This is a genomic window from Anabaena sp. CCY 9910, from assembly GCF_963920875.1.
Classification (GTDB): Bacteria; Cyanobacteriota; Cyanobacteriia; order Cyanobacteriales; family Nostocaceae; genus Trichormus; species Trichormus variabilis.
On the sequence record NZ_CAWUDJ010000067.1, the window covers coordinates 1 to 22,247 of the forward strand.

Genomic DNA, 22,247 nt, shown 5'->3' on the forward strand with positions numbered 1-22,247 from the left:
TAACTGGTAACTGATAACTGGTAACTGGTAACTGATAACTGGTAACTGGTAACTGGTAACTGATAACTGATTTAAGGACAACAGTTACAAAATGGTCTTTGCAAATATTTGTTATGAACAGGGTTATCGATGATGAGAGAACAAGATTGGCGCAGGATCTCATATTGCTGCCAGTTAGCCCCGACGCATTTAATGTCGATGAGTTTGCCTTCTGGTGTAACACGATTAAAAATAATATGTATATTGATATTGCTGTTTTGAATATCTAAAAAGCAAATATATTGTAAATCATGCCAACCAATACCATAAATATATTGACTAACAATTTTCCAGCAAGATTCTTGATTCAGGTGAATATAAACATTTTTTAGACGGATGAGAGTATAGATGCCCAAATTTTTAATTTTTGGTCTCGCTTCAGATAAAGTATGAAACTCCTGAATAATTTCCAAGGGAGGCAGGTTGATATCAATAAAGCTCCCATTTGCTAAAACATGGTTTTGGGATAATGTATCAATCAAATTAAAATTATCAATTTTCAATTCTTCAATAGTCATTTTCATAATTATTACAACCCACTATCAGGATGAACTGTGTTGACCATGCCATGAACATCTTTTGCTGTCAGAGCAGGATTAGGAGAAATAGCCCCAGGGTTTTCGGGAATGGGGAAGCGAGATTCAACAAGATTCACACGTAAAGCTAAATCTTGCTGAGAAGGAAATTTCTGCGTACTTTTCCTAGCTGCTAAACTAACGATTCTCGCCCATTTAAGTTGATTATATTTATCAATATTTTTGAGAGGCTGAGAAATTTTAACAGTCTTTAGTAGTGGAACAGAACCTTCATTTTTATTAGCGTATGCCGGATTAATGAAAACACATTTACCAGCAATAAGTTTGAGAAATTGAGCCGATTCAAAAAGCCTTCTAGTTTTTTCTTGGTCACTAATAGAGGTGCTATTATTTTTACTACCACTAGAACGGCTTTTCTGTTTATACTTAATTTCTTCATCACCCAAAAAGCTAGAGAATAATTGTGCTGATTCATTTTCACCAGGATTAAAAATGAATTTGGAACTGCAAGCGCCAAGGATAGCCTTAGCTATTTCTTTACCGTAATTCTTCTCAAGCTGCCCCATATTTTGGAAACCGATAATACCACAGAAGCCCTCAGAACGGGATTCGTTGAGCCACCTATATAGATCAGGCAAGTAAATCGAGGGTAATTCGTCCAGGGCAACAATGAGTGGGTCAGAGCGTTTAGAAGCAATGTTACGGGCGATAGTCATGTGTAAGATTGAAGTCATCAGAGGCCCCACAGCATCCCGGCGTTCTCTGTCCAGACCAAAGATAATCATCTGCTTACCCTTGATTTCTAAGGGCAGAGTCGTTTTACCGATGAAACAGCCAAGAGTATTTTTTGCCATGAAGCGGGTAAACATGATGCTTGCTGTGGAAACAATCCCGGCAACAGTTTTTTCAGATGCAGCAGAACTGAACAACTGACCAAAGGCAATTTTCACCCAAGGGTTGAGAGAAGCAGCCATCAGGCGCTTGACCATGTGTTCACTAGAGAGTATCGCTGCACAGGTCATGACATCTGCAAATTGACCGAACTCCTTAGCTAACATCAAAATTGCTTGAGTCAACTGATCCCCTGAAGGGCCAAAGAAGCCATCCTCAGTTGAATTGCCCAAAAGCCGAAAATTCTTATTGATGACAGTGGAAATTTGTCGGGCAGTTTCAGCATCACTACTGTCACGCAGAAAGTCTAATGGATTGCAGACTTCAGATTCAGGGAATCCTGGGGCGAATATATGCACATCATAGCCCTTGTACTTGGCATAGGCAGCAACTCTCGCTTGCGATGCGTACTTAAAATCATAAACTATACATGGAAACCCCTGATCAATTGCTGAGTAAATCATCGGGTTGATGGCAGAGAATGTTTTACCAGAGCCAGGAGCGCCAATGACGGCTGTACCTCGTTGCACATCAGGAATATAGAAAGTATTGCCACCACCTTTATCCTGATGCTTACCAATGTAAAGTGCCGCACTATCACATTGCGGGGTTTTTATTTGCAAAATAGCTTTTTTCTTGGCAGTCGCAGTTTCTCTACCCCCACCCCAATAAGAAGTAGCAATTTTCTTTTTGTTACCATCCCCAAAAAATACCCTCATAAGAATATAAGCACCGAGCAAGGATAGAACTGTTAGACCATTGGGAGTGAACATCTGATGGGTATACTTTCCAATGCCATCATGAGGATTTTGCAATTGCTCAAAACGAAATCCTTGATTTTGGCTGATATTTATTTTTTGGTTTTTCATGTAATACCATTTCACGAAAAATATGATACAGATATAAACCTTGAAAAGCTTGCTACATCTAAATTTTTCAATTGCGTTCGCGCAGCGTGTCGCAGACAATTGCGTTAGCGGAGCGGGGCGTTAGCCCCGAAGCGAATTGCGAATTGGTATAAGCAGGGGAGTAAAGAAATAAGAGAGTAATTGCGAACTGCAAAAGCCCCTAACTATGGCAAAGAATTGGGCTGACCAAGAACGATTGGGTCAAGCTCCCGGTACTCGATAAAAGGCACAGGCCCAATTCCATAAGGGCTACAAGTGCGCCCAATAAACGGAATGGTTTTACAAATACGGAAGAACATAGCAGTTTCTACGGAGCCAGTTGCTTCATCAATATTCCAAACTACTTGTTTAAATGGCGAACCAAAGGGATTTCTCCCAGTAGGTTCTCTTCCACCGAAGAGTGCAGACAACAATCCAAAACCACCTCGGACTTTTTGCACCTTCCCAGATATCCACTGTGTACCAGTAGTCTTACCTAGCCCCGACATCTCCATGTGAGCGCAATTATTCTGTAAACAGGGAACATTAAAACCTTCTTGATAACTACCAGAGATAGAGCGAGTACGGTTAGCTTCAATATCTCGCAATGGTAAATCCACTTTGGCGACAAATGAAAGGTCGAGCGATCTCAATCCGGGTAAATTATCCCATGTCAATGTGGATAATCCAGGCACACCAATAATTTTGGAGTCTTGCCAATTAGCAAAGCGATTAATTGATGCGTTCTGGATGTTGGGTATTGATGTAAGCGGATAATTTCTTAAGTTAATTCCTCTGTTTAATGGAATATTACGCAATCTGGAATTGCGACTAGCATTAGCAATTGTGCCGCTATTAATGCCAAATCTCCGGGCAAAATCGCGGATGGGTGGCACACTAGCAACACTTCTATTACCCAACCCAGGAACGGCTGTGGCTAAGTTTGGCAAGGTTTGCCATCTTGTTAACTGGAAATCATCTAATCTTAACCTACTTAAATTAATTCCTTGTACTGAAGCAATAGTTGAGAGGTTCAAATTTTCTATGGCTAATTGAGGGGTTTCAAAATCTCCCAATTCCATAAATTCAGCAATACTTTGACCAGCCGTCCAGGTTCTAGTTTCTGTACCTCTTGAACCTGGGTAAGTCACACTACCATCTTCAGAAATAATCATGTCGCTAAATTTCAGGCGCGACCAATCAGGTACAAATCCACTGGGTGAGTTAACAACCGGGACTTGTGCAGATGCTCTCGGCATGATTAATCCAATGGTTTGATTGAGTAGCCCGTATTTGATAAAGCTATGAATAAATAAAGTACCAAGTAAACCAAAAAGGATTAAATAACGTGAGTCCAGGTTATTGTTAAATTTTGTTTTCATGAACTATTACCTTGTGTCAAATTAAGAGAAATATTACTCAAAGACATTAATTTATTGACTAATTCTTGAGAAACAGAAGCCTTATTAGCAGCAGTAGAAATATCGTCACCTTCTTGTAAATAGCCAATGAACTTTTGCAAGCGTTTATGTAATTCATCTTGGTAATTCATCTGCCCATTTTTAATAGCGATCGCAATACCACCTCTAATTTGATTAATCGTTTGTTGTGTTCTAACTAACGGTGACAGTTGAGGAGTAGGGCTTGTTTTTACTTGTGCCACATCATTTTTTATGACGACCTGACTATATTTAGGAGTGCCATTACTTATTGCTAACCGAAAACTGTAAGCTTTACGTTCACCAGATGATGATTGTGTGATGACTGTGAGTAATGTAGAAGATGTTTGCGGTAGCCCTGGAATATTGACTCTTTTAATCCGCCGCAGATGAATTAGTCCAGCACCGGGATTGGTACAATTTTGGTCAAGTCCCTCTAAGCAACCATCTGTGTCAATGAGGATTTGCGACGGGTCATCAAGCCATACCTTCTTGATTGTTTCGCCAATTGCGTAAAACGAAATCGCTACACCATGACCATTCCAGATGTTGATAGTTTGTAGCGTGGCAGTAGTACCACTAGCTTGCGATTGCCTGATAGTGTGGACTACAGGGGCGGCAATTGTGGATAGTGGCACAACTGCAACGGCGATGGCGGTCGGTATAGCAATCAACAAATTTTTCATGGCAACTGCAAGGAGCGATTAACTGTAATGGTCACTTTAGTACCCGCCCCGATATACCAAGCATTTGGGCGAGAATTAATTTCTTGACTAGCTCGTTGATTACGTTGACTGACGTTTTGACTCACTTGACCAAAAAATCCTTCGAGTAATGCACCCGTAATATTGCGACGATTGCCACTACTACGCCGTCGAATCCGTCCGGTAAATTCATCCTCGATTTCTTCTTCATTATCCGGTTGATTAATCACCTCTCCGACTTTTCCCAATGCAGATACAGCACCACCGAACAAGTCATTACGGGCAATCTCGCCACCCCTGTCTTGAAGTTTCTTGGCTATTAAAGGTCTACTACCTTCCCCACTCACAGATATTGCACCAGTCGAGATAGGGTACTCAGTATTATCTTTAATGATCGCCCGAACATGAGCGATCGCTACACTACCGCCGTCAACCGAAACTAGTTCTACCGCCAATAAAGTTCCCGCCTGTATTGCCACCTGCCCATAGTTATCGCGTAAATCCTCTTGCAGTCTAACGACCGACCTAGTATCAGGGGTTGGTGTTTGTGTCTGCTCTGAGTTATTAACTGTGGCTTGAACTAAAGGTGTAACAAGAACACCACTAGCAAAAGTACCAACGGTGAGGTAGCGAGTTTGTTTTCCCTGAATGATTTGGCTTTCCTGGTCTAAATATTTATCCGACTTAGCTTGAGGTTGGGCTTGCCACCGGGGGCGGATCTTTTCAATAGAGTCCGGTGAAGGGGACGGTGTGGTTTCAAGGACAGGATCGTTGCTGACATTATTGAAATCAGTTGGCTCATCTGGTTGATTAGGTAAATTTTGTGCTGGGTCTAATGAAGAATGGTCATTAGTGCTAGTTTCGCCATAAGCTATTTTGCCGTAAGACCCGATGGTGCGAAGTTTGTTAAGTTGTTCAATGGGATCTATGGGCGTTACTGTCCGAGCAGATGCAGAGATAGAAGGTATAGGAGAAAAACTAGTCCGTGTTGGTGGTGTGTAGGTTCTAATCGGTTGTGGTGCAGTTCGAGGTACAGGGCGTGGTTGTGAGGTTTGAACAGGGCGAGGTGCAGGACGTGGCGACGGCGGCGTTCCTGGTACAACCTTTTCGGTTTCGGTTTTGGACACTTGTACTGGTTGTTTATTTTTGTCGTTGACCCTGCCTAACTCGTTGGCTTGTTCAGACAGAGCGAGTTTTGCACGGGCATCACCATCGCTTTCTTCAGTTTGTTGGGCTTGTTCAGTAGTAGTTGTTGTTTCTGACCCTTTTTCGGCAATTTTTGGCGCTGGTGCGGGATTAAAAACACCATTGAGCATCAAAAATATAGCTAAAAATCCCACCCCAAAAGGGATAGTAATTATTGCCAATCTTGACCAAGGAGAAGTAACGAATGTGTGCTTAGTCGGTACTAATAAATTTTCTGGTTCTGGTTGTTTATTACCATTACTTTTATGAGCATCATCGATATGAAGCAAATCCTCTAGGGTCGCTCCCGAACCATTTTTATTATTTTCGAGACTCATTATTTTCTTTTCCCTAAATCTAAATCGACAATTTCTGTAATTTCTAATCCGGCTTTCCTTGCCAAATAAATTTTCTTAGACAGTTCACTAGTATTAGCTGGGATATATTCTGGATTAGAAATTGATGAAACTGTGATGGTTTTATTAAAAGCAATTCCTCGACCTGAATTATCATCACGGTCAAAAGTTACTAACGTCCCAATAAAATCTATTTCCCACTTGCCTTCTCTAATTTTGCGTGGTTCAGAGATAAATCTAGGAATTAAAGATACTTGAGTATCACCATTAAATACACCATTAGGAGTTATTGATGCTAGTTTTTTGAGAAAAGCCGCTCTAAATCCTCCATTTTCGCTCAAAGCAAAGGCAGCATCATAAGCTTTTGCAGCCACTCGGCTATTAGATTTATTATCAATTCTGCCTACTTCTATGCCAGTATCTTGCTTTGTAATGGGTTCGCCCTTCTCGTTGAAGGTTTGTATTAAACCATCCCAATTAAACATCTTGATGAATGTGTCGGAGACAAACTTTTTGATGACTTCATCAGACCTTTCTTTAGGGTCTACCGCCCTAGCAGCAATCGTATCACCTGATGATAATTGTACCAATGCCAATTGCTTTCTATTTAATACAGAAATCGCGCCGTAATTGAGGAACTGCAACAAAAGAGATAACGCCGCCATTGAGAAACCAGCTAAAGAAATTATGCCTACTCTAGTTGTGACGTATTTGTTATAACTAAGCAGTTGCAATGGCTCTTTCTTGCCAGGAGAAGCTTTTTTAAGATTCAGCATATAAGAAACAGGTTGTAGGGAGTAGGGTAACATTAATTCACAATTCTCAGTACCCCTTTAATGAAGCAAGCTATGCAGTTCGTATTTGTAAAGCAGCTAATTTCAAAGGCTCACTTAGCTATTTTTCCGACTAAACTACCGCCTTTAGTCACAAGCCCTTTACTAACTTCAATAGCAATACTACTGTAAGTTTCAGCAGCTTTATTAATTTGAATAATAACAGCAATTCCACCACCAGCCGCTAAACCTGCACTCAAGAATGGGGCAATTATACCGATAGTAAAAAGGAAGAACATCGGCTGATAAGTTTTTGAATCAGCGACTAATTGTCCAGCAAATCCTACAATAATATTAAAACAAAGTTTTCCGAAGCCTACAGTGAAATAGCCAATTAGCCAAGTGTAGATAGATTTAGCTCCGTAAGGTAATAAAGAACCACCAACCGCCACTGGCCCAAGAAGTGCTGTTACTAACATTGTTAATTCAATTCCCCATTGATAGGCTCCATTCATTCCGACTAAAATTATAGTAATAATGTCTGTTATGGCAGAGCCGATAAACCCATTGATGGGAGAGAATATTAAATCTAGTCCATTGGCTTTCTTGTTTTTAACATCTTCATTGAAATCTTTGAAAGCGTCAACGGTAGCATCAATTGCATCAGTAAACCAAGAGAATAGCCCGTCAGCACCGAATTTATCTGGATATTTCTCTTTTAAGTCTTGCTTTGCTTTATTCAGACATTCTATCTGCTCTTGTTGACTCAATGAAGAATTTTTACACCTGTTAATAGTTACACCAATTGCACTACGCGCTGCTTCAGTACCAATTGCTTTTTCGTATGCTTCTCTCAAGTCAAGCCCAGCAGCAGTAGTTCCAAGAAGTAATGTATTTACATTATTAATATAGTTCCTAATACCTAAAGTTGAATTTCCCAAAGCACTCCCGTTATTACTGAGGAGAAGAACAACTATTAAAGGCCAAATAAAGTCTGTATATGCCCGTTGCTCCTCCCCCGCCATCATTTTCTTTGTCCATTCAATTATGAAAAAAGTTAACGTAGCCACAGCGAATAAAGCACCAATAGTACACATATTTCTGTAAACTTCACCGCTCATAGTTCGCTCCCACAATTCGTTAAATCCTTGGGCAACAGCAATCGCATTATTGTTTGCTTCAGTTGCTAGTTGTCCGCCAGTTGTTTTTGCTAATAAATAGTACATACTCAAAACTTTCCTAAATGCCTGTTGTTGAAAATACAAAATTGCAGTAGATATAGTGCGCGAATGATAATAACAACTACATTCGCGCACCCATACCTCTTACTTAAAAGTAGGATCTAAACGTGCATTAAGTATGACTTCATGCACTAAAGATAACCTGCCATCTTCTTCGGAGTTCTCCTTTTTCCGTTGAGAATCAAGGTGTTCTGCTACTTGTGTCAGCATCAGGTTAGAGTAAGCACTGTCCTGTCGGGCAGATAAAGAATCAGTACGTTGCTGTGCCAGCATTGAGACAACTAAAGCATTCTGAGCAGCGATCGCTTTGAGGACATTTTGAGAAGCATCCATATTCTGAGCTTCGTCAGCAATACTTTTCGCTTGCTGGGCAATCTGTGCAGTAGTATCAATTTTTTCTTGAGTTTGTTGTTGTCCGTCTTTGCTAACAACACTACTGACAGAAGCCAGAGTTAGTTGACGCTCTAGTTCTTGTGCATTCTCTTGAGCGACAGGATAAGAATAATCATCCTTAAGCGAATCCTTTAACTTATCAGCCGAAGCAATCGGATCAGGCGCACCCAATTGTCCGATAGAACTATCAATTGCGGCGATAGCATCTGTTTTAATCCCTACCCAACTGATATTAATTTTCTCCTTAGCATCATTTTGGATTTTGGAAATCTCAGTTTGGAAATCTGAGACAATGGAACTAAAAAAATCATGAATGCTGATGCCATAACTAGGTGCAGCGATAAATAAACTGCCAAAAGTAGCAGAAGCTATTGCACTAATAGTTAGTTTCTTCAAGATTGGTTTCATGACTTACGCCACCTGCTTTGAATGTGATTTTAAGAGCAACATCTTAGCCAAGTCTGATAAATTTTCTCCTCGAATCATCCTGATGTAATCCTCACTAAACTTGACTAAACCAAGTAGAGGATTATCTTGATATTCTTTGAGAAACAAACTGCGTAATTCCTGCTCATTGGGATTATTAGCAACGGTAGCTAATAAACAGTAAGCCGGATAGTATCTACAGAATGTGAGTTTGCCATTATCATCTAAGAGCCAATTAGAATAAATTCCCTCCTTTTTCGGATAAAAAGCTTCCGTGCTGTTGACCCTAATAATTTCGGTGGGATATTTAAAGCGAACAATAAACGGATCAACAGCCGATGATTGAATCCTGCCTACTAAGCGTGTAGTGATATTGCTAAATATCTTCTGTGCCGCTTTAGTCTGGTATATAGTCTCAGCTTCTTGAGCCGAAAGTATAACGCGAATACCAGATTTAGCACCGTTGGCACACAATCGCCCAATTAGGTCAGCGATCGCGTCAAATTGAAATAAAATTGGCGCTTCATCAAGGAAGAATATCGAAGCTTTTGATGAGAGTGCGCGACGTAAAGCCGCCGCATAAGCACTAAGCGCAAGTATCGCTGCATCAGCCTCACTTGATAAATTCCTCAGTGCAAAAACCAATAATTTGGCATTAGTTCTAAAGCTGGATGGGCGAGAGATTGATTGTCCAACCCTGGTATTTAACCAATAATTTATTCTCAGCCTAATTTGCTGCAAGGCTTCGGAAATTTCTTGACTATGACTAGCAATAGAATCTAATTGTATGAAAGCAGGAGAACAAAAATTATAAAAATCTAGTAGTGTCGGAGTTTCGTTCCATTCTTTACTACCAAAGCCATTTTGTATTGCCAGTTTATAACGTAATTTAATCTCATCATCATTAAAAAACGTTTTTAACGTAAGAGCAATAATTGACTCAATGTTGGTGATCATTGAGGAGCTGACACCAATCATGCTTGTCCCGATCACCATTGTCAGCAGCACTGATTTAAGAAATTCCTGAAAATCGTTCAATCGCTCATTTCTTAGTTCTGCATCCAGAGAGCGCAAATCAGGAAGTTCAAAAAGATTGTTTGATTCCTTGGAGATGTCAAAGTATGCTCCATCTTCATTTAGCAGATTGGTGTAGTCAGTGAACGTGGATGTACCGTCTGGTTTGGGATAGTCTAAAGCCACCACGGGAATATCTTGTGCTAGGGCTGGGGTTAATAACCCGGCAACTAACACAGATTTACCTGAGCGAGTTGCACCAAACACAGCCAGATTTTTATGGCTTTGGTACAAATCCAGGTGTATGGGTGTGCCACCTTCAGAGGCGATTAATTCAAATCCAGTGAGATCCCCTGTGGCAGTCCTAATCAATGGCATCAGTCCTGGTACTTCCGAACTAAAGTAAGGTAATCGGCGGTTAAACGGTTTAGTTAACAGTGGCTCCCACACGAAGGGACAGCACTGCAACCATATCTTCCACGCACACTCAACTTCCCGGTCTACAACCGCCGGACGCAAGAAATAACTGGCAAGATATCTGCAAGCCTCATCTAATTCTCTGGTGGAGTGGCGGTGAACGAGAAAAGCTACTGCGGTATGTATGACAACACTACCTTTATATATTGTCTTCTGCGCCTCTACCGCTTCCTCTATATTCATGCCTGACTTAACATCAATATTTCCTTTCTCTGTGGATAAAGAAGTGCTAGTGATTGACTGTTTAGTAATGCGTTGCAGGTTGGTTTTAGAGATAGTTTGGTTTGCCTTTGTTAACTGACAAATCACCTCAGTATCAGAAATAGTATCTCTAGAAATTAGTTCCCACAAATATCGTAGTTGTGCTTGTTCGTCATACCAACCCCCTGGTTTCTGGCTGAAGTTGAGCGCCCCAATATATTTATTTTGTATCTTGACCCATTTCCTATCGAAAAATGGTACAGACTCTTCGTTCTCCAACATCTGATGCCTGATGTGGAAATCACTGGTTTGAGTTTCTACTAATCCATCTATAGAGTCGATTTTTAAAGGATTAGGAATGGGTGGTGGGGATGATAAATTAAACTGCTGCCAAAGAACTGACCACATTTCATTAGGGCTTAAAGCTCTAACTCCTAACTTCATCTTATTGCCAAGAATAGCTGACCACTGCAAAAATCCATCATTAAATGAATTTTGCAAAATGTTTTCTATCCTTAGATTATTTATCGCGTGAATTTCGCCTGTAAAGCTAAACCAGCCCTTCTCTAATTTTCTAATAATAGATTCAATAAAATCCTTTGACCGTTCATCATCAGATACTACAGTGTAAGTACACCAGAGTCGCAGAAACTTATTCTTTCTAATCCCGCTCTGTGTCAGTTCTTTAGTTCTTAATCTCTCACTACGAATTAATAGCTTTAATTGATCAATAGAGCAATTAGATTCTAAGCGTGATAGTTCCTGTTGTCTATAATAATCTGATGTAAATGAACCTAAGTGTATAGTTAAAGTCTCTTGTTCAGGTATCTCCTTAAGTCCCGCTTCTATCCCCTCAAAAATAGCTAACATTTGCTCTGTTGGTAAGTTCGGATGCACCCCCAAGCAATCGAAGCAGAATTTAATTTGAATACTCTCATCCTTTTTCAGAATTAATGCACCTATCCCTTGTCTCCCTCCTAAGCTCATTTCACATATCCCTGCCAAATGGATAATATCTTCAAAAGGAGTGAGCATTCTGACAACACTAATCTGCTCGTTTTCTAACTTACCTTTCCCTAATTTATCTTTAACTTTTTTAGAAGACTTTGGCATAACTTTATTCATAGCTGAAACTTAATTATCTTCAAATTGCGAATTGCGAATTGCGAATTGCGAATTGCGAATTGGTTGATGTTTCATATATCCGCGACTAATTCGAGGAGTAGCAACAAATTTACCGAAGAAATCGCCCTTTGCAGATATCGTCCACCAAGAAGCCCATCCCCAGGCGATCGCTAATCCCGTAGCTAACCAACTTGCTTTGAGTAAATAATTGAACAGAAATACATTTCCTACTGCTATTAATGTCCAAGGAAATATTTGATCGGCGGGAAATGGCCCTAGTCTTGGTCTTTCTCCTAAAATCCGATTTACTGTCCTAAAAGAAGGTTTTTCTCCCATATCTAGTTAACTTAAATATTCAATTCTTTTATCTCAATCTTGTAAGAATTCAGGAGTCAGAATCCAGGAGCTAGAATGGTTAAAGAATCAGGATAAATATCTGATGAATAAATTTACTATTCCTATAAAAACTTATTCCCAAACTGACTTATGACTCCTGAGTGCTGAATTCTTACTCAATCTTTACAAAAGCAGCAGATACAAATTTTTCTAATCACATTAGCATCTGCTGCTTTTATATCTGACAGCTTAACCTCCCGCCGCGCTGCCACCACTTGTTCCAATAATTAATGTAGTAATTAGATCCCCACAAAACACAGCTAGCACAATAATTAATGGAGTTCTTGAAAGAGACTGCCAATCTTCGTCGGCGCGGGCTGCTTGAATAATTTTGACTAAACTAATACCAACATACAAAAGAAATAAACCTCTTAATACGTTGAAGAATAGGTCGATGACTGTTCCTATTGTTGTACCAGCACCTCCACTAGCCGGAGTAAAAGCGGTTTTCATCCAAGTTTGAGCGCCATTAAAAAACTGAGCATTAGCTGGAGCAGATGCAAAATCTAGCACACAAACCACTGCTAACAATGCAAACAAAACAGCATAGAGATTAACTCCATACTTACGCTGTATTTTGTCAAAATTAGTGAACAATGCCTGTGACTGTTTTGGCAAGGTAATGATCATAGCCGCACCAATCATAAATCCACCCATTAATATGTTGTGGACGGACATCTCTGCAATCATCAGCACACCCGTTACACCCATGAGTGAAAGTGTGCCTTTTTTACCTATGTCATTTTTAGGCGAATATGAAAGGGTTGCTGCTTGAGTAAAATCTGAATATCCGTAAGAAGTACGCATCTGGTTTCGTTCTCCTGAACGATTTAATGAGGAATACGCACATTCTTTAATAAGTCAACCCCAAAATCGAGATACTCTGGTACTGAAAAAAACAGAACTGTGGTACTGCTATAATATTTATCACTAATGCTTTTTACGTATATAGAAAGTAAATACTGTAACCGCAGGGGTTATATTTGCAAAAACTGCATTTAAATCATTTTGATAGTATAAATATTTTGTAAATGCTCTCAGTATATGTAAAAAGGGGGTATTGATTTTTTGTAATTTTATGATATAGGACTGTAGTTTAAGAAAGGTAGTAGCAACTTAAAAATTAAAAGAAATTTTCATAGAGGAAGTTGAGACACTCAACAGCTTTGCGTTTTGCAGCTTCACCACGCAAGTCATACTTTTGAGTGGTAGCTAAATTCACATGACCTGCTAATTGGCTGACTGTCAGAACATCAATGCCTGATTCCAACAGCCTAGTGATAAATGTCCGACGAAAATCGTGAGGACTAAAAGGTTTAATTCCGGCGCTGGCAGCACGTTTTTGACAAATCGCCATTACTGCTTGATCTGTTAAATGTTGAATATGAATGTGTCCACCACGCTTGACTGGACAAATTAAAGCTCCTGACGATTTTCCCCTGATTTTCAACCAATCATTCAAAATAGCAACAACTCCAGGAGGCAAGTATACTCTGCGCGATTTTCCTCCTTTACCCTGCCGCACCGTTAATGAATTATCTTCACAGTTAAAATCATTCATTTCTAAGGCTACTACCTCAGACCTTCGCAATCCACAACTACTTAAAATTCCTATAAGTGCTGCATCTCTTATGCCAATCACATTATCTTGGTGACAATTGCGTAACAGGGAAGTAATTTCTTCTGGCTTGATCAATCTTCCTGGCAATCCTGAATCACCACGCACACTTTTGAGGTTTATTGCATACTGGTAATCTTGTGCGCTTATGAACCCTAAGCGTAAACTTTCCTCTAGCACTCGCCGCATGGCACAAAGCATTCGATTAGTTGTTGCTGGAGAATACTGCTCAATGAATATAGCTCTGATTGCTGCTGTGTGCTGGTAGCGTAATTTTGACCAATCTAAGGACATTGCATCGCATCGGTTGCTAGTTAGCAATCGTGCAATTACATTCAATGCCTTTTCCATTGTCCGCCGTGAAGTAGGACTCAAACTCGACAAATACACTGCCGCCGGATGAAGTGTTAACGGCAGTGGTGTGGACAGCACTAAATCAATTTGCCTTGTTTTGTCCTCTCCCATGATCTGTTACGCACTACCTGACAAAAACAGATAGCCCAGACCCCCATTCTCTCACCAATTGGATTAACATCGTGAGCGATTCACGCCGCTAAGTGGGCGTAATCCCATCGCCACGGGTGAACAGGAACCAGGAACATCCTGACTTCCCATACCTCATGTGCGTGTCATGAATCTACTAATTGACACACGCTCCACGTAAATCATATACAAGCGAAAAATAGTTTTGGTAAATCGTCATTTTCATAAACTATTTTTTCAGATATTTTCCTAAAACCTTATAGAACTTTGGGTTTGGTAAAATATCAATTTTTTTACCTATTTTGGTAAAATTTCTACTAAAGTTAGGATTATACGCAGCAAGTTGTTTATTTATGTATCTGAATTGACATACATTTTACTGCTAGTTTTTAATATAGTCAGCCAGTGCCATCTATAAACATCTAAGAAAATCCACCAACCTTTGTCCACTCAGCAACTTGATTTCTGGATGCTGCTGCAAAACAGATTTAGACTTAGCCAGAGTTGTGCCAGTGTGAATAAAAAACCCACCACTCGCCTTGTGACGAACAATAACTTGAGCAAAATCCTCTAAATGTTCGGCTTTAATAGAATCTTTATAACGTTTGGCTAATTATCAATTCCAAAACCCAATAAAACCGCTTTCTCAACCGAATCACAACCATGTAAGCCACTGAAGAAAACTTCACCATTTTTAGTAACTATGTATCTATGAACGCCCATTCTGCCATAGATAACAAAAGCATCAGCATGATCTTTCTCACGCGATGATAACCACTCCACCGCGTCTTCAAGCGAGTGACCACTATTTGAACGAGGAAAACTACCGTTTCTTGACTGTGTTTCGTCACAAGGGTAATCTCCCATCTCAATCAAAGCCTGCTTTACCAATTCTGGTGTTTTATGCAAATTCATGTCCACCCTAAACGACTGAATTGTTGAGTAAGCTTGCTGCCATTCGGGGTCAAATTCTATCAACTTTACTCTAGAAGGAGAGCCTGGGCAATTATCAATGGGATACAGATGCCGATCCTTTGATAAACCCACGAATTTTCCCATCTGTTCTTCTAGATTGATTGCCGAATTATGTCCTGCTACTGGCTTACCACATTTATCACAAAGAAGAGACATATATTCTTTTCCTTTGTCGTCAATGTACCACTGCATTTGTTTATCCTTTAACTAAATTTTGATATCAGTATTGCTATCAAATCGATAACATTAATCTGACAAACTACTTAACCAATAAAGACTTTCTGCTATCAAAACCGACATCATTTGATAACGGTTGAATGTTTAGCCTATCCCCTACCTTGATATTCGCAATGCCAGGGGCAAGCTCTAACACCTGATTGGCCAACCGACCTTTATAAATAGGGCAAGGGCTTTTATGACAAGGCTCGGCATTATAAACAGCAGTTGTTACCACATTGTCCTTCAGGTAAAAAATGTCCAATGGAAAATTTACTTTGTACATCCAGAAAGGTGCATTGTGAATTTCTCCGCCCAAGTTGAATAACATCCCGCGATCTCTGGATAAGGATGCTCGAAATTTCAGCCCTTTCTTTAATTGCTCTGACGTAGAGGCGACTTCTAGCCTAAATGTCTGGTTGTTGTGGGTGAGGATGTGAGTTACGGGTAGATTTTGGGGACGAATTTCGATGTAAATCATTGTCAAATTTCCCAAAATAATTAATCCCCCAGCAATTGGCCCTAGTCTTTTTATCAACTTGTAGGCAGCAACGTATAAATCCTTCTCGGAATTGATGATCTTAATTTGCATAATTATCCAAAGATGTCGATATTGCCGAGACTATATATAGATGAATCGACCGGACTAGATGCTTGACCTTGCAAAGCCGCTTTGTTCCGCATACTTTCAACCCGGTCAGCCTCACGGATGGCCAGAGGATTCATGTTCTGCCTTGCAGTTACCAATGCTGACAGTGTAATTTCTAACGGTGGCAGTTCATTCGGTGACAGTTCACCAACTGAGAAAACATCTTCACTGAACATTTGACAGAAAGTAAAGACGGCGGCACGTTCGACAATTGCCCCAATTTCTGCACCGACACAGCGTTGTGTGGCTTTGAGCAACCTTTTCCATTCAGGTTCGGTGTACCCATCACCTCCATTGCGGAACCGAGCATCAAATCGGGCTAAGTGAATTTTGAATATTTCGTGCCGTTCTCCATAATTGGGTAAATCGACTTTGAAAATTTCGTCAAAGCGACCACTTCTGGTTAACTCTGGTGGTAGCCATTCAATATTGTTAGCCGAAGCAATAATTAAAACCTCACTAGTTCGCTCTTGCATCCAGGTCAAAAGCATACCAGCTAGGCGTTTGGATAAATCATCATCCCCAGCAAATCCCTTATCAAAGTCATCGAGATAGAGGATTACACGGTTAATTCGGTCTACCAGTGCGAGTAAATTCTTGAGCTTATATTCAGCAAGATTGCCGTAGCTGCGGAAATTCCCCCACTCCAAGATAATCAGAGGCAGTCCTAACTGTGCCGAACTTGCTTTAGCCGAGTATGATTTTCCAGTTCCCGGTGGGCCGATAAGTAAAATCCCCTTGGGTAAGCGCAGATTGTAAGCTTTCGCCAGTGTCGTTAACAGGCGCTTGTAAGTTTTAAATGCCTGCTGCATCAGTTCCAGTCCACCGATAGGAGTGCTAGGGGGTTGGAGAAATTGAATATTATAAATCCGCTTGAACAGTTCTATTTTGTAAGCCGAAAGCTTTTGTCTTAACTCATCGGGTGTAACTTCAGGCGCAATCGCCTGTCGAATGCCATAGTCGATATCTGCTAAGTACATTCCTACTGAGGCGATCGCAGTCGCATGAATATCGTCTGCGCTGTAATCAGGTAATACTTGGGGTAAGTGAGTTTTAATTTCCTCGATAATTGGCAGTTGTTGAATGAGTGTCGGAATATAGGGTGCAATATCAGATGACAGACTAGCGTTAGGGCCTAAAAGTATTGCTGTCTTTTGGGCATTGCAATTGTACAACTTCAGGTTAATTAGGGCTGACTTGATCCACTCGGCAGTTAAGAAAAAATCAGGGTCAGTGGTAGATTCTCCCAGCCAGGGAAATATACCCTCAAGTATGAGAATGCCTTGTAAATTGGTAGTTTTCCAGAATTGGAGAATTTCAAAGTAATTTTCGCGTCGGTTTTTGGCGATCGCCTGATACTGGTTAATTGGATGTAAAGTTAATCCGACCTCATTAGTCTCTAACTGGTGTAGCGCGTCATCTTCCAGCGTCCATAGGTAACAGTTAATGTTATGTTGCTGGCATTGACTGGCAAGATTTGTCAAAAGTTTGAGTCTTTCTTGTAATGGAGACTCGACAGCTATCAGCTTATTGTTAAGTTTGATTAGAGAGAAGATTTGCTTGATTAACTCATTATTCATCAGGCTTTTGTATGAATTTCATCCTGATAATAGAGACACCCAAAATTCTTTACTAGCTACTTTGGTACTGAAAAAAACAGTACTAGAGTTGCTTGACTTTTACGCAACTATAGCTCTAATTCTTGATTGTTTTGTTGTAAACGCCGTTGTTGTAATTGACGAGAGGAATTGACTAACTGCGTATTCCAATCAAGAGTTTCACACTTGAGTAACTTCGATTTTGGCAGTAGTTCTTTAACAGTCCTTGCCATATTTGGTTGAATAAAAGCTACTTGTACATTTGGAACATGACGTAATCGTTCAAAAGGTAAACTTGAGGTGTCGTCTGCTGCCATGTAAATTGTTCTGTTGTCTGGTATTCCTTTAACGTGATATTCCAGTACAAACAGTGAAATAGCATCAATGGGAGATTCACACAGCACTGCTTTAGAGCTTTTATCAGTTGCTTTACCACCTAAAGAAAAGTAAAACGAACAAGAGCGACGATGGGTTCCCGGCTCATAACCAGAGAATGTATTTGCTGTCCCTTGTAAAAATGCGCCTTTGGTATTCCCGTCGAGATCCCGCATCACAAACACGGCATTTGCTTTTGAATCGGCATAAACTAGCCCCTGGTTATATAGCATTTGTACGCAATCAGAGGGGATTCCCCGTTTTTGGGTAAGGTAACGCTCAACCCATAACCAGTTAGTTTTATCCTCAACAGGTGGGGTGAATTGGGGTGCGCTTTGAGTCTGCATAATGTCAGATGTAACTTTTCGAGCCTGAGAGATCGCTGCCCTGTGAGCGCCAGCTTTCCCAAATCGTTCCCCCAACCATGCGATCGCTTGAACTTGGTCACTTTTATTAACTTGCCTCACCAAGTCGAGCGCCCCATGACCAACTAATGCTGAACCATTGCCAAAATCAGTAAATTTAGACCCATGTATATTAATGATGTGGTTTCTTCCCACCCACTCATTGCCTTTACGCCACAATCCCAACTCCCAAGCAACATCATCTAAAGCCAAATCAGTTGACCATTCGGTAAGGAGTCGTAATTGCTGATTGTCTTGCTCTAATTGCTCAATTCGTCGCCGTAACTGTTCATTTTCAAGTGCTAGAGCTTTGGCGGTAGCTTCCATTTCCTGTTTACGTTGATTGGCTCTTTCCCTGTCAGCCGCTTTAGCCTTAAGATGCTCTACACTCAGTTGATCAACTTCTAAGTCGCGCCCCTCCTCAACAATGCGGTAAAAATCCTTGATGTCCTGGTGCTGGGCTTTACTGCCCTTGATGCCACGCTCCAGTCCAATCAGGCGCATCGTGTTGTAGTAAGAATCCTGAAACGCATGAATTTTCTGCCGCCCATCGAAGAAATGATTACAGCGCAATTGCCCTTGATCATCAATCGGCACAAAGTAAGCGTGAATATGGGGGGTGGCTTCATCCAGGTGTAATTCGGCTCTCACTATGCGATCGCCATATTCATCAGCTAACCACTGGTGAGTCGCTTCTACCCAATCATCCAATTTTTGGGGTTCATAGTAACCAGCATTGGTTGGGCAATCAGGACGGAAATAACTGGGGGAGGCACTTAGCAAAAACTCCACGCAGTACACCGCATCAGTGCGAATTTTTCGCCTCTGCTCCGAGTCCCCTATCTTGGCTAAGACTAAATCCTCTAATCGTTCATCCGGGTCAAGGCTACCGATGAACCTAATATTTTTTTGAGTGGGATCTGCATTAGGAGTCTCACGTTCTCGTGCAGTGTGAGACGCACTCCCTGATATATTTCCCCGCTTTAATTTTTGTAATCGGGCGATCGCGTATGCCATTTTTTCTTTACGCTAAAATTTGGAAATACGAGTTTTTGGGCTGGCTGAGGGAGAAACAAATATCACGCAAATTATTGCTGTTTTTCCCCGATTTTACGCCACTTTTGAAGCCTAATCGCTCAAATGCGAAAATGGATAAATAAACGTAGTAAGTACGACTATTTTAAGCTATCCTACAGCACTTCTGGGGCACTTCTGGGGCAATTCTCCCGCCATCTACAAGATTTCGCTAGTATCACAGTCATTATAGGTACAATTATAGGCTAAGTACATAATACCTAATTTTCTAGGTTTTAGACCCAAAAAACACGTAATATCAAGGCTTTGGGGCTATTTTATTGTCAATAACTCTAAATTAATGAGAATTTATGGACTGCTTACATAATTTTTCCAGAATTACTCAAGGGTGTTCAAAGCTAATTCAAAATTTTTAGCATTTTTTGTAGTACAAAATCAACTGACTTGTAGTACGCATTCTCAATAAGACCCAAGCTTATTGAGAATAAAAAAAGGGCAAAAAAGTGGCTGTAACTGATTAAGGATAATACTTTCAAGGGGAAAAATGCCAAAATAGTGGACGGCCAAAAGGACAGAAAACGGCATTTCTTGTCCTTTTGGCCGTCCAAAGGAAAGTCATGAAACCTAGATATTTACGATTCAGGCTTGTGTGAGGACGGCCAAGAGGACAGAAAACGGCATTTCTTGTCCTTTTGGCCGTCCAAATTAATAGTGCTTATTTTGACAAAAAATGTACTGGAAAAGAAAATAAACCCGACTTAAATAGTGTAGATTCAATATTTTGAAGGACTTGCATTGTGAAGTCTAAAAAAAATGATTAAATGAACAATTAGAAATAAGATTTAAGCACTGAGTGATTGCTTCATAGATAAAAAAAATGAAATTGAAGTTCCTCAAAATGAAAAGTGTTGAAACTAAATTTTAAGAAAAATAAAGTTCAGCAGTATTAAAAATAAAGTGTCATAATTTTCAATATCTGCATTACCTCTGTGAGAAGCATAAATATGGCAGAGATAGAACAAATAAGAGTTTCGATTAAGCGCCCGAAAGATAGTTTAGATGGAAAAGTGGTTGGCTACATAAGGTCAAATCCATTTGGTTTAGAAGCAGATTATTCGCAAGTTATAACAGCAACGCTAAAAAACCATTGGCTACCTCTTGCCTTGTTTTCTTCGGGACTGAGGGGAGAAGAATTAAGGCAGATTGGCATTTGGGCAATAGGACAGTTAGAAGCACAAATTAGTGTAATTCGGAGAATTTGTGGAATAGTACCAGACCCGCTAGTGGTGACACCAAATATATCAACGCAAGCATCAAACATGGTGGCATCGGATAGTCTATCTGTCTTAGGAATTATTTCGGGAAATGAACAAATAAGTTCTACTGAAGAGGAAGACGATGAAGACGATGAAGACGATGATGATGAATTTATTTCCCCGCAAAAAAATCAAGAGATGACCCAGATTAAGCGGATGTTTGGCTGGAACGACCAAAACGGGGTGTTAAATGAATAAAAGGAGTAGTAATTCCAAAGACTACACAAAAGTTGTAGTAACTATTGACTTAGGGACAAGTTCCCAGAAGGGGATAGCACAAATTTATCCAGATGGGGTTCCCATAGTTTTAGCAATGGAACCAGAAATAGCGGATTTAGGGGTAGAGTCAATAGAATATTTGTCAAATCAACTGGTACAAGATACGACGGTGTGGATAGGGATAGGGGAAGAATATTATGTCCTGGGGGCATTAGCCAGAAGTATGTTTGCGGGGACATCAGCGATTAGAGACTTGAAGTATCAATATGCCTTACCCAAAGTAGCAGCTATGTTATGGTTGGCGATTCGGCGGTTGAGAGTGAAAAACCCAGATATAGAACTATATGTACATTTGTTGTTGCCAGTGGGAGAAGCGTCGGATGGGCAAACGCTCAGAGCCAAACTAGGACAGAACTTAAAAACAGGAATAATCACACCAACAGGAAGGTTAAAAGCGAAATTACGTAGCTTTGATGTCAGTCCAGAAGGGGCGGGGATTATGGCGTATCGTAGTCGCAACGTCAACATTAACTATTTCCAAAAGAGTATAGGAATGCTGATGTTAGGCTATCGCAATGCCAGTTTTATTTTGTCGCACAAGGGGAATCCGATCAAAGCTGAATCCACAGATTTAGGGATGAATTGGGTGGTGCAACAGTTTGTAGAACGAACTGCGGTTGGTTTATCAAAGGATGACTTACGCCTAATAGGAGCTTTAGCCGAAACCAGTGTTAACAATTTTGATGCACTAAGGTTTCTATCACGCAAAACCAAAACTGAAGAAATCAATGCTGACGTGGAGTTGTTTTGTCGGATTTTACCAATAGTGAAGAAAGAGTATTGCCGTGCTTTATGGCGCTGGTTGAGGAATATAGCCCAAATGGATGAAATCTTAGTTTGTGGTGGGACAGCATCGTTTATACGCCAAGAGCTAACCGAACATTTTGATAGTGAAGGCATCTCTATTTGCTGGAATGGAGGAATGGAACTACCTAAATATTTAGACACAATGGGATTAAGAGATAGAGTATGTGATGTTTGGGCATCTCACATTAGCCATATTAAGTTTTTGGATCATGAATTAAGCTATGACCGTCAAGACAAACCCTTAGTCCCTGATTACTATGTTCAACCATTCAATAGTTCTAATGTAGACATTGAGATTTGGCAAAGAAACGGTTACATAACTACTAACCAAGGGATTTAAACTAGTTGCATTTGTCAATACCTTAGCCAAATTACGAGGGTTCAACGCCTGTAGAAACGGTATGAATAC

At 40.4% G+C, this 22,247-nt stretch carries 18 protein-coding genes and 1 pseudogene; 2 read left to right on the top strand and 17 right to left on the bottom strand.

Going from position 1 to position 22,247, the window contains the following annotated elements:
* Positions 1–71: 71 nt before the first annotated feature.
* The 17 genes and pseudogenes from ACM5QX_RS27605 to mobV form a co-directional block, all read right to left on the bottom strand.
* Entirely contained in the window at positions 72–563 is a 492-nt protein-coding gene (locus tag ACM5QX_RS27605; protein WP_190570989.1) for a relaxase/mobilization nuclease domain-containing protein, read from the bottom strand.
* A 5-nt stretch (positions 564–568) separates the two neighbouring features.
* Complete coding sequence (locus ACM5QX_RS27610) at positions 569–2,335, bottom strand: type IV secretory system conjugative DNA transfer family protein (protein ID WP_414756427.1); 1,767 nt, start codon at positions 2,333–2,335, stop codon at positions 569–571.
* Between the two features lie 203 nt (positions 2,336–2,538).
* A complete protein-coding gene (locus tag ACM5QX_RS27615) occupies positions 2,539–3,735 on the bottom strand; it encodes a hypothetical protein (protein WP_414756428.1) in 1,197 nt (398 codons plus the stop codon).
* Entirely contained in the window at positions 3,732–4,478 is a 747-nt protein-coding gene (locus ACM5QX_RS27620; RefSeq protein WP_414756429.1) for a hypothetical protein, read from the bottom strand. Before ACM5QX_RS27620 ends, ACM5QX_RS27615 begins: the two co-directional genes overlap by 4 nt.
* The gene (locus tag ACM5QX_RS27625) at positions 4,475–6,019 is read right to left on the bottom strand and encodes a TrbI/VirB10 family protein (RefSeq protein WP_414756430.1); all 1,545 of its coding nucleotides are present in this window, start codon (positions 6,017–6,019) and stop codon (positions 4,475–4,477) included. Before ACM5QX_RS27625 ends, ACM5QX_RS27620 begins: the two co-directional genes overlap by 4 nt.
* On the bottom strand, positions 6,019–6,813 hold the full coding sequence (locus ACM5QX_RS27630; protein WP_414756431.1) for a hypothetical protein: 795 nt from the start codon (positions 6,811–6,813) through the stop codon (positions 6,019–6,021). Before ACM5QX_RS27630 ends, ACM5QX_RS27625 begins: the two co-directional genes overlap by 1 nt.
* A 110-nt stretch (positions 6,814–6,923) precedes the next feature.
* Positions 6,924–8,036, bottom strand: a complete 1,113-nt coding sequence (locus tag ACM5QX_RS27635; RefSeq protein ID WP_414756432.1) for a hypothetical protein — start codon at positions 8,034–8,036, stop codon at positions 6,924–6,926.
* Positions 8,037–8,135: 99 nt separating this feature from the next.
* Positions 8,136–8,852, bottom strand: a complete 717-nt coding sequence (locus ACM5QX_RS27640; protein WP_414756433.1) for a hypothetical protein — start codon at positions 8,850–8,852, stop codon at positions 8,136–8,138.
* A gap of 3 nt (positions 8,853–8,855) precedes the next feature.
* Positions 8,856–11,675 (bottom strand): hypothetical protein, encoded by a 2,820-nt coding sequence (locus ACM5QX_RS27645; protein WP_414756434.1) that lies wholly within the window; start codon positions 11,673–11,675, stop codon positions 8,856–8,858.
* A gap of 21 nt (positions 11,676–11,696) precedes the next feature.
* Positions 11,697–12,023 carry a hypothetical protein gene (locus ACM5QX_RS27650; protein ID WP_414756435.1) on the bottom strand — a complete coding sequence of 109 codons (327 nt, stop codon included), beginning with the start codon at positions 12,021–12,023 and terminating at the stop codon, positions 11,697–11,699.
* A gap of 249 nt (positions 12,024–12,272) precedes the next feature.
* The gene (locus ACM5QX_RS27655; protein ID WP_414756436.1) at positions 12,273–12,890 is read right to left on the bottom strand and encodes a hypothetical protein; all 618 of its coding nucleotides are present in this window, start codon (positions 12,888–12,890) and stop codon (positions 12,273–12,275) included.
* Positions 12,891–13,206: 316 nt separating this feature from the next.
* Entirely contained in the window at positions 13,207–14,166 is a 960-nt protein-coding gene (locus ACM5QX_RS27660) for a tyrosine-type recombinase/integrase (protein ID WP_414756437.1), read from the bottom strand.
* A gap of 430 nt (positions 14,167–14,596) precedes the next feature.
* Positions 14,597–14,782 (bottom strand): annotated as a pseudogene (locus ACM5QX_RS27665) (restriction endonuclease); the annotation flags it as partial.
* An 11-nt stretch (positions 14,783–14,793) separates the two neighbouring features.
* Complete coding sequence (locus ACM5QX_RS27670; protein WP_414756438.1) at positions 14,794–15,351, bottom strand: hypothetical protein; 558 nt, start codon at positions 15,349–15,351, stop codon at positions 14,794–14,796.
* Between the two features lie 67 nt (positions 15,352–15,418).
* Entirely contained in the window at positions 15,419–15,967 is a 549-nt protein-coding gene (locus tag ACM5QX_RS27675; RefSeq protein WP_414756439.1) for a DUF192 domain-containing protein, read from the bottom strand.
* 2 nt (positions 15,968–15,969) lie between these two features.
* Complete coding sequence (locus ACM5QX_RS27680; RefSeq protein WP_414756440.1) at positions 15,970–17,604, bottom strand: ATP-binding protein; 1,635 nt, start codon at positions 17,602–17,604, stop codon at positions 15,970–15,972.
* A gap of 107 nt (positions 17,605–17,711) precedes the next feature.
* Positions 17,712–19,418, bottom strand: a complete 1,707-nt coding sequence (mobV, locus tag ACM5QX_RS27685; RefSeq protein WP_414756441.1) for a MobV family relaxase — start codon at positions 19,416–19,418, stop codon at positions 17,712–17,714.
* Between the two features lie 1,022 nt (positions 19,419–20,440).
* Between mobV and ACM5QX_RS27690 the strand changes: the two genes are divergently transcribed.
* Together ACM5QX_RS27690 and ACM5QX_RS27695 are read left to right on the top strand one after the other, a co-directional pair.
* A complete protein-coding gene (locus ACM5QX_RS27690; protein WP_414756442.1) occupies positions 20,441–20,950 on the top strand; it encodes a hypothetical protein in 510 nt (169 codons plus the stop codon).
* The gene (locus ACM5QX_RS27695) at positions 20,943–22,178 is read left to right on the top strand and encodes a hypothetical protein (protein WP_414756443.1); all 1,236 of its coding nucleotides are present in this window, start codon (positions 20,943–20,945) and stop codon (positions 22,176–22,178) included. The genes ACM5QX_RS27690 and ACM5QX_RS27695 overlap by 8 nt, the downstream gene beginning before the upstream one ends.
* The last annotated feature ends 69 nt before the right edge of the window (positions 22,179–22,247 follow it).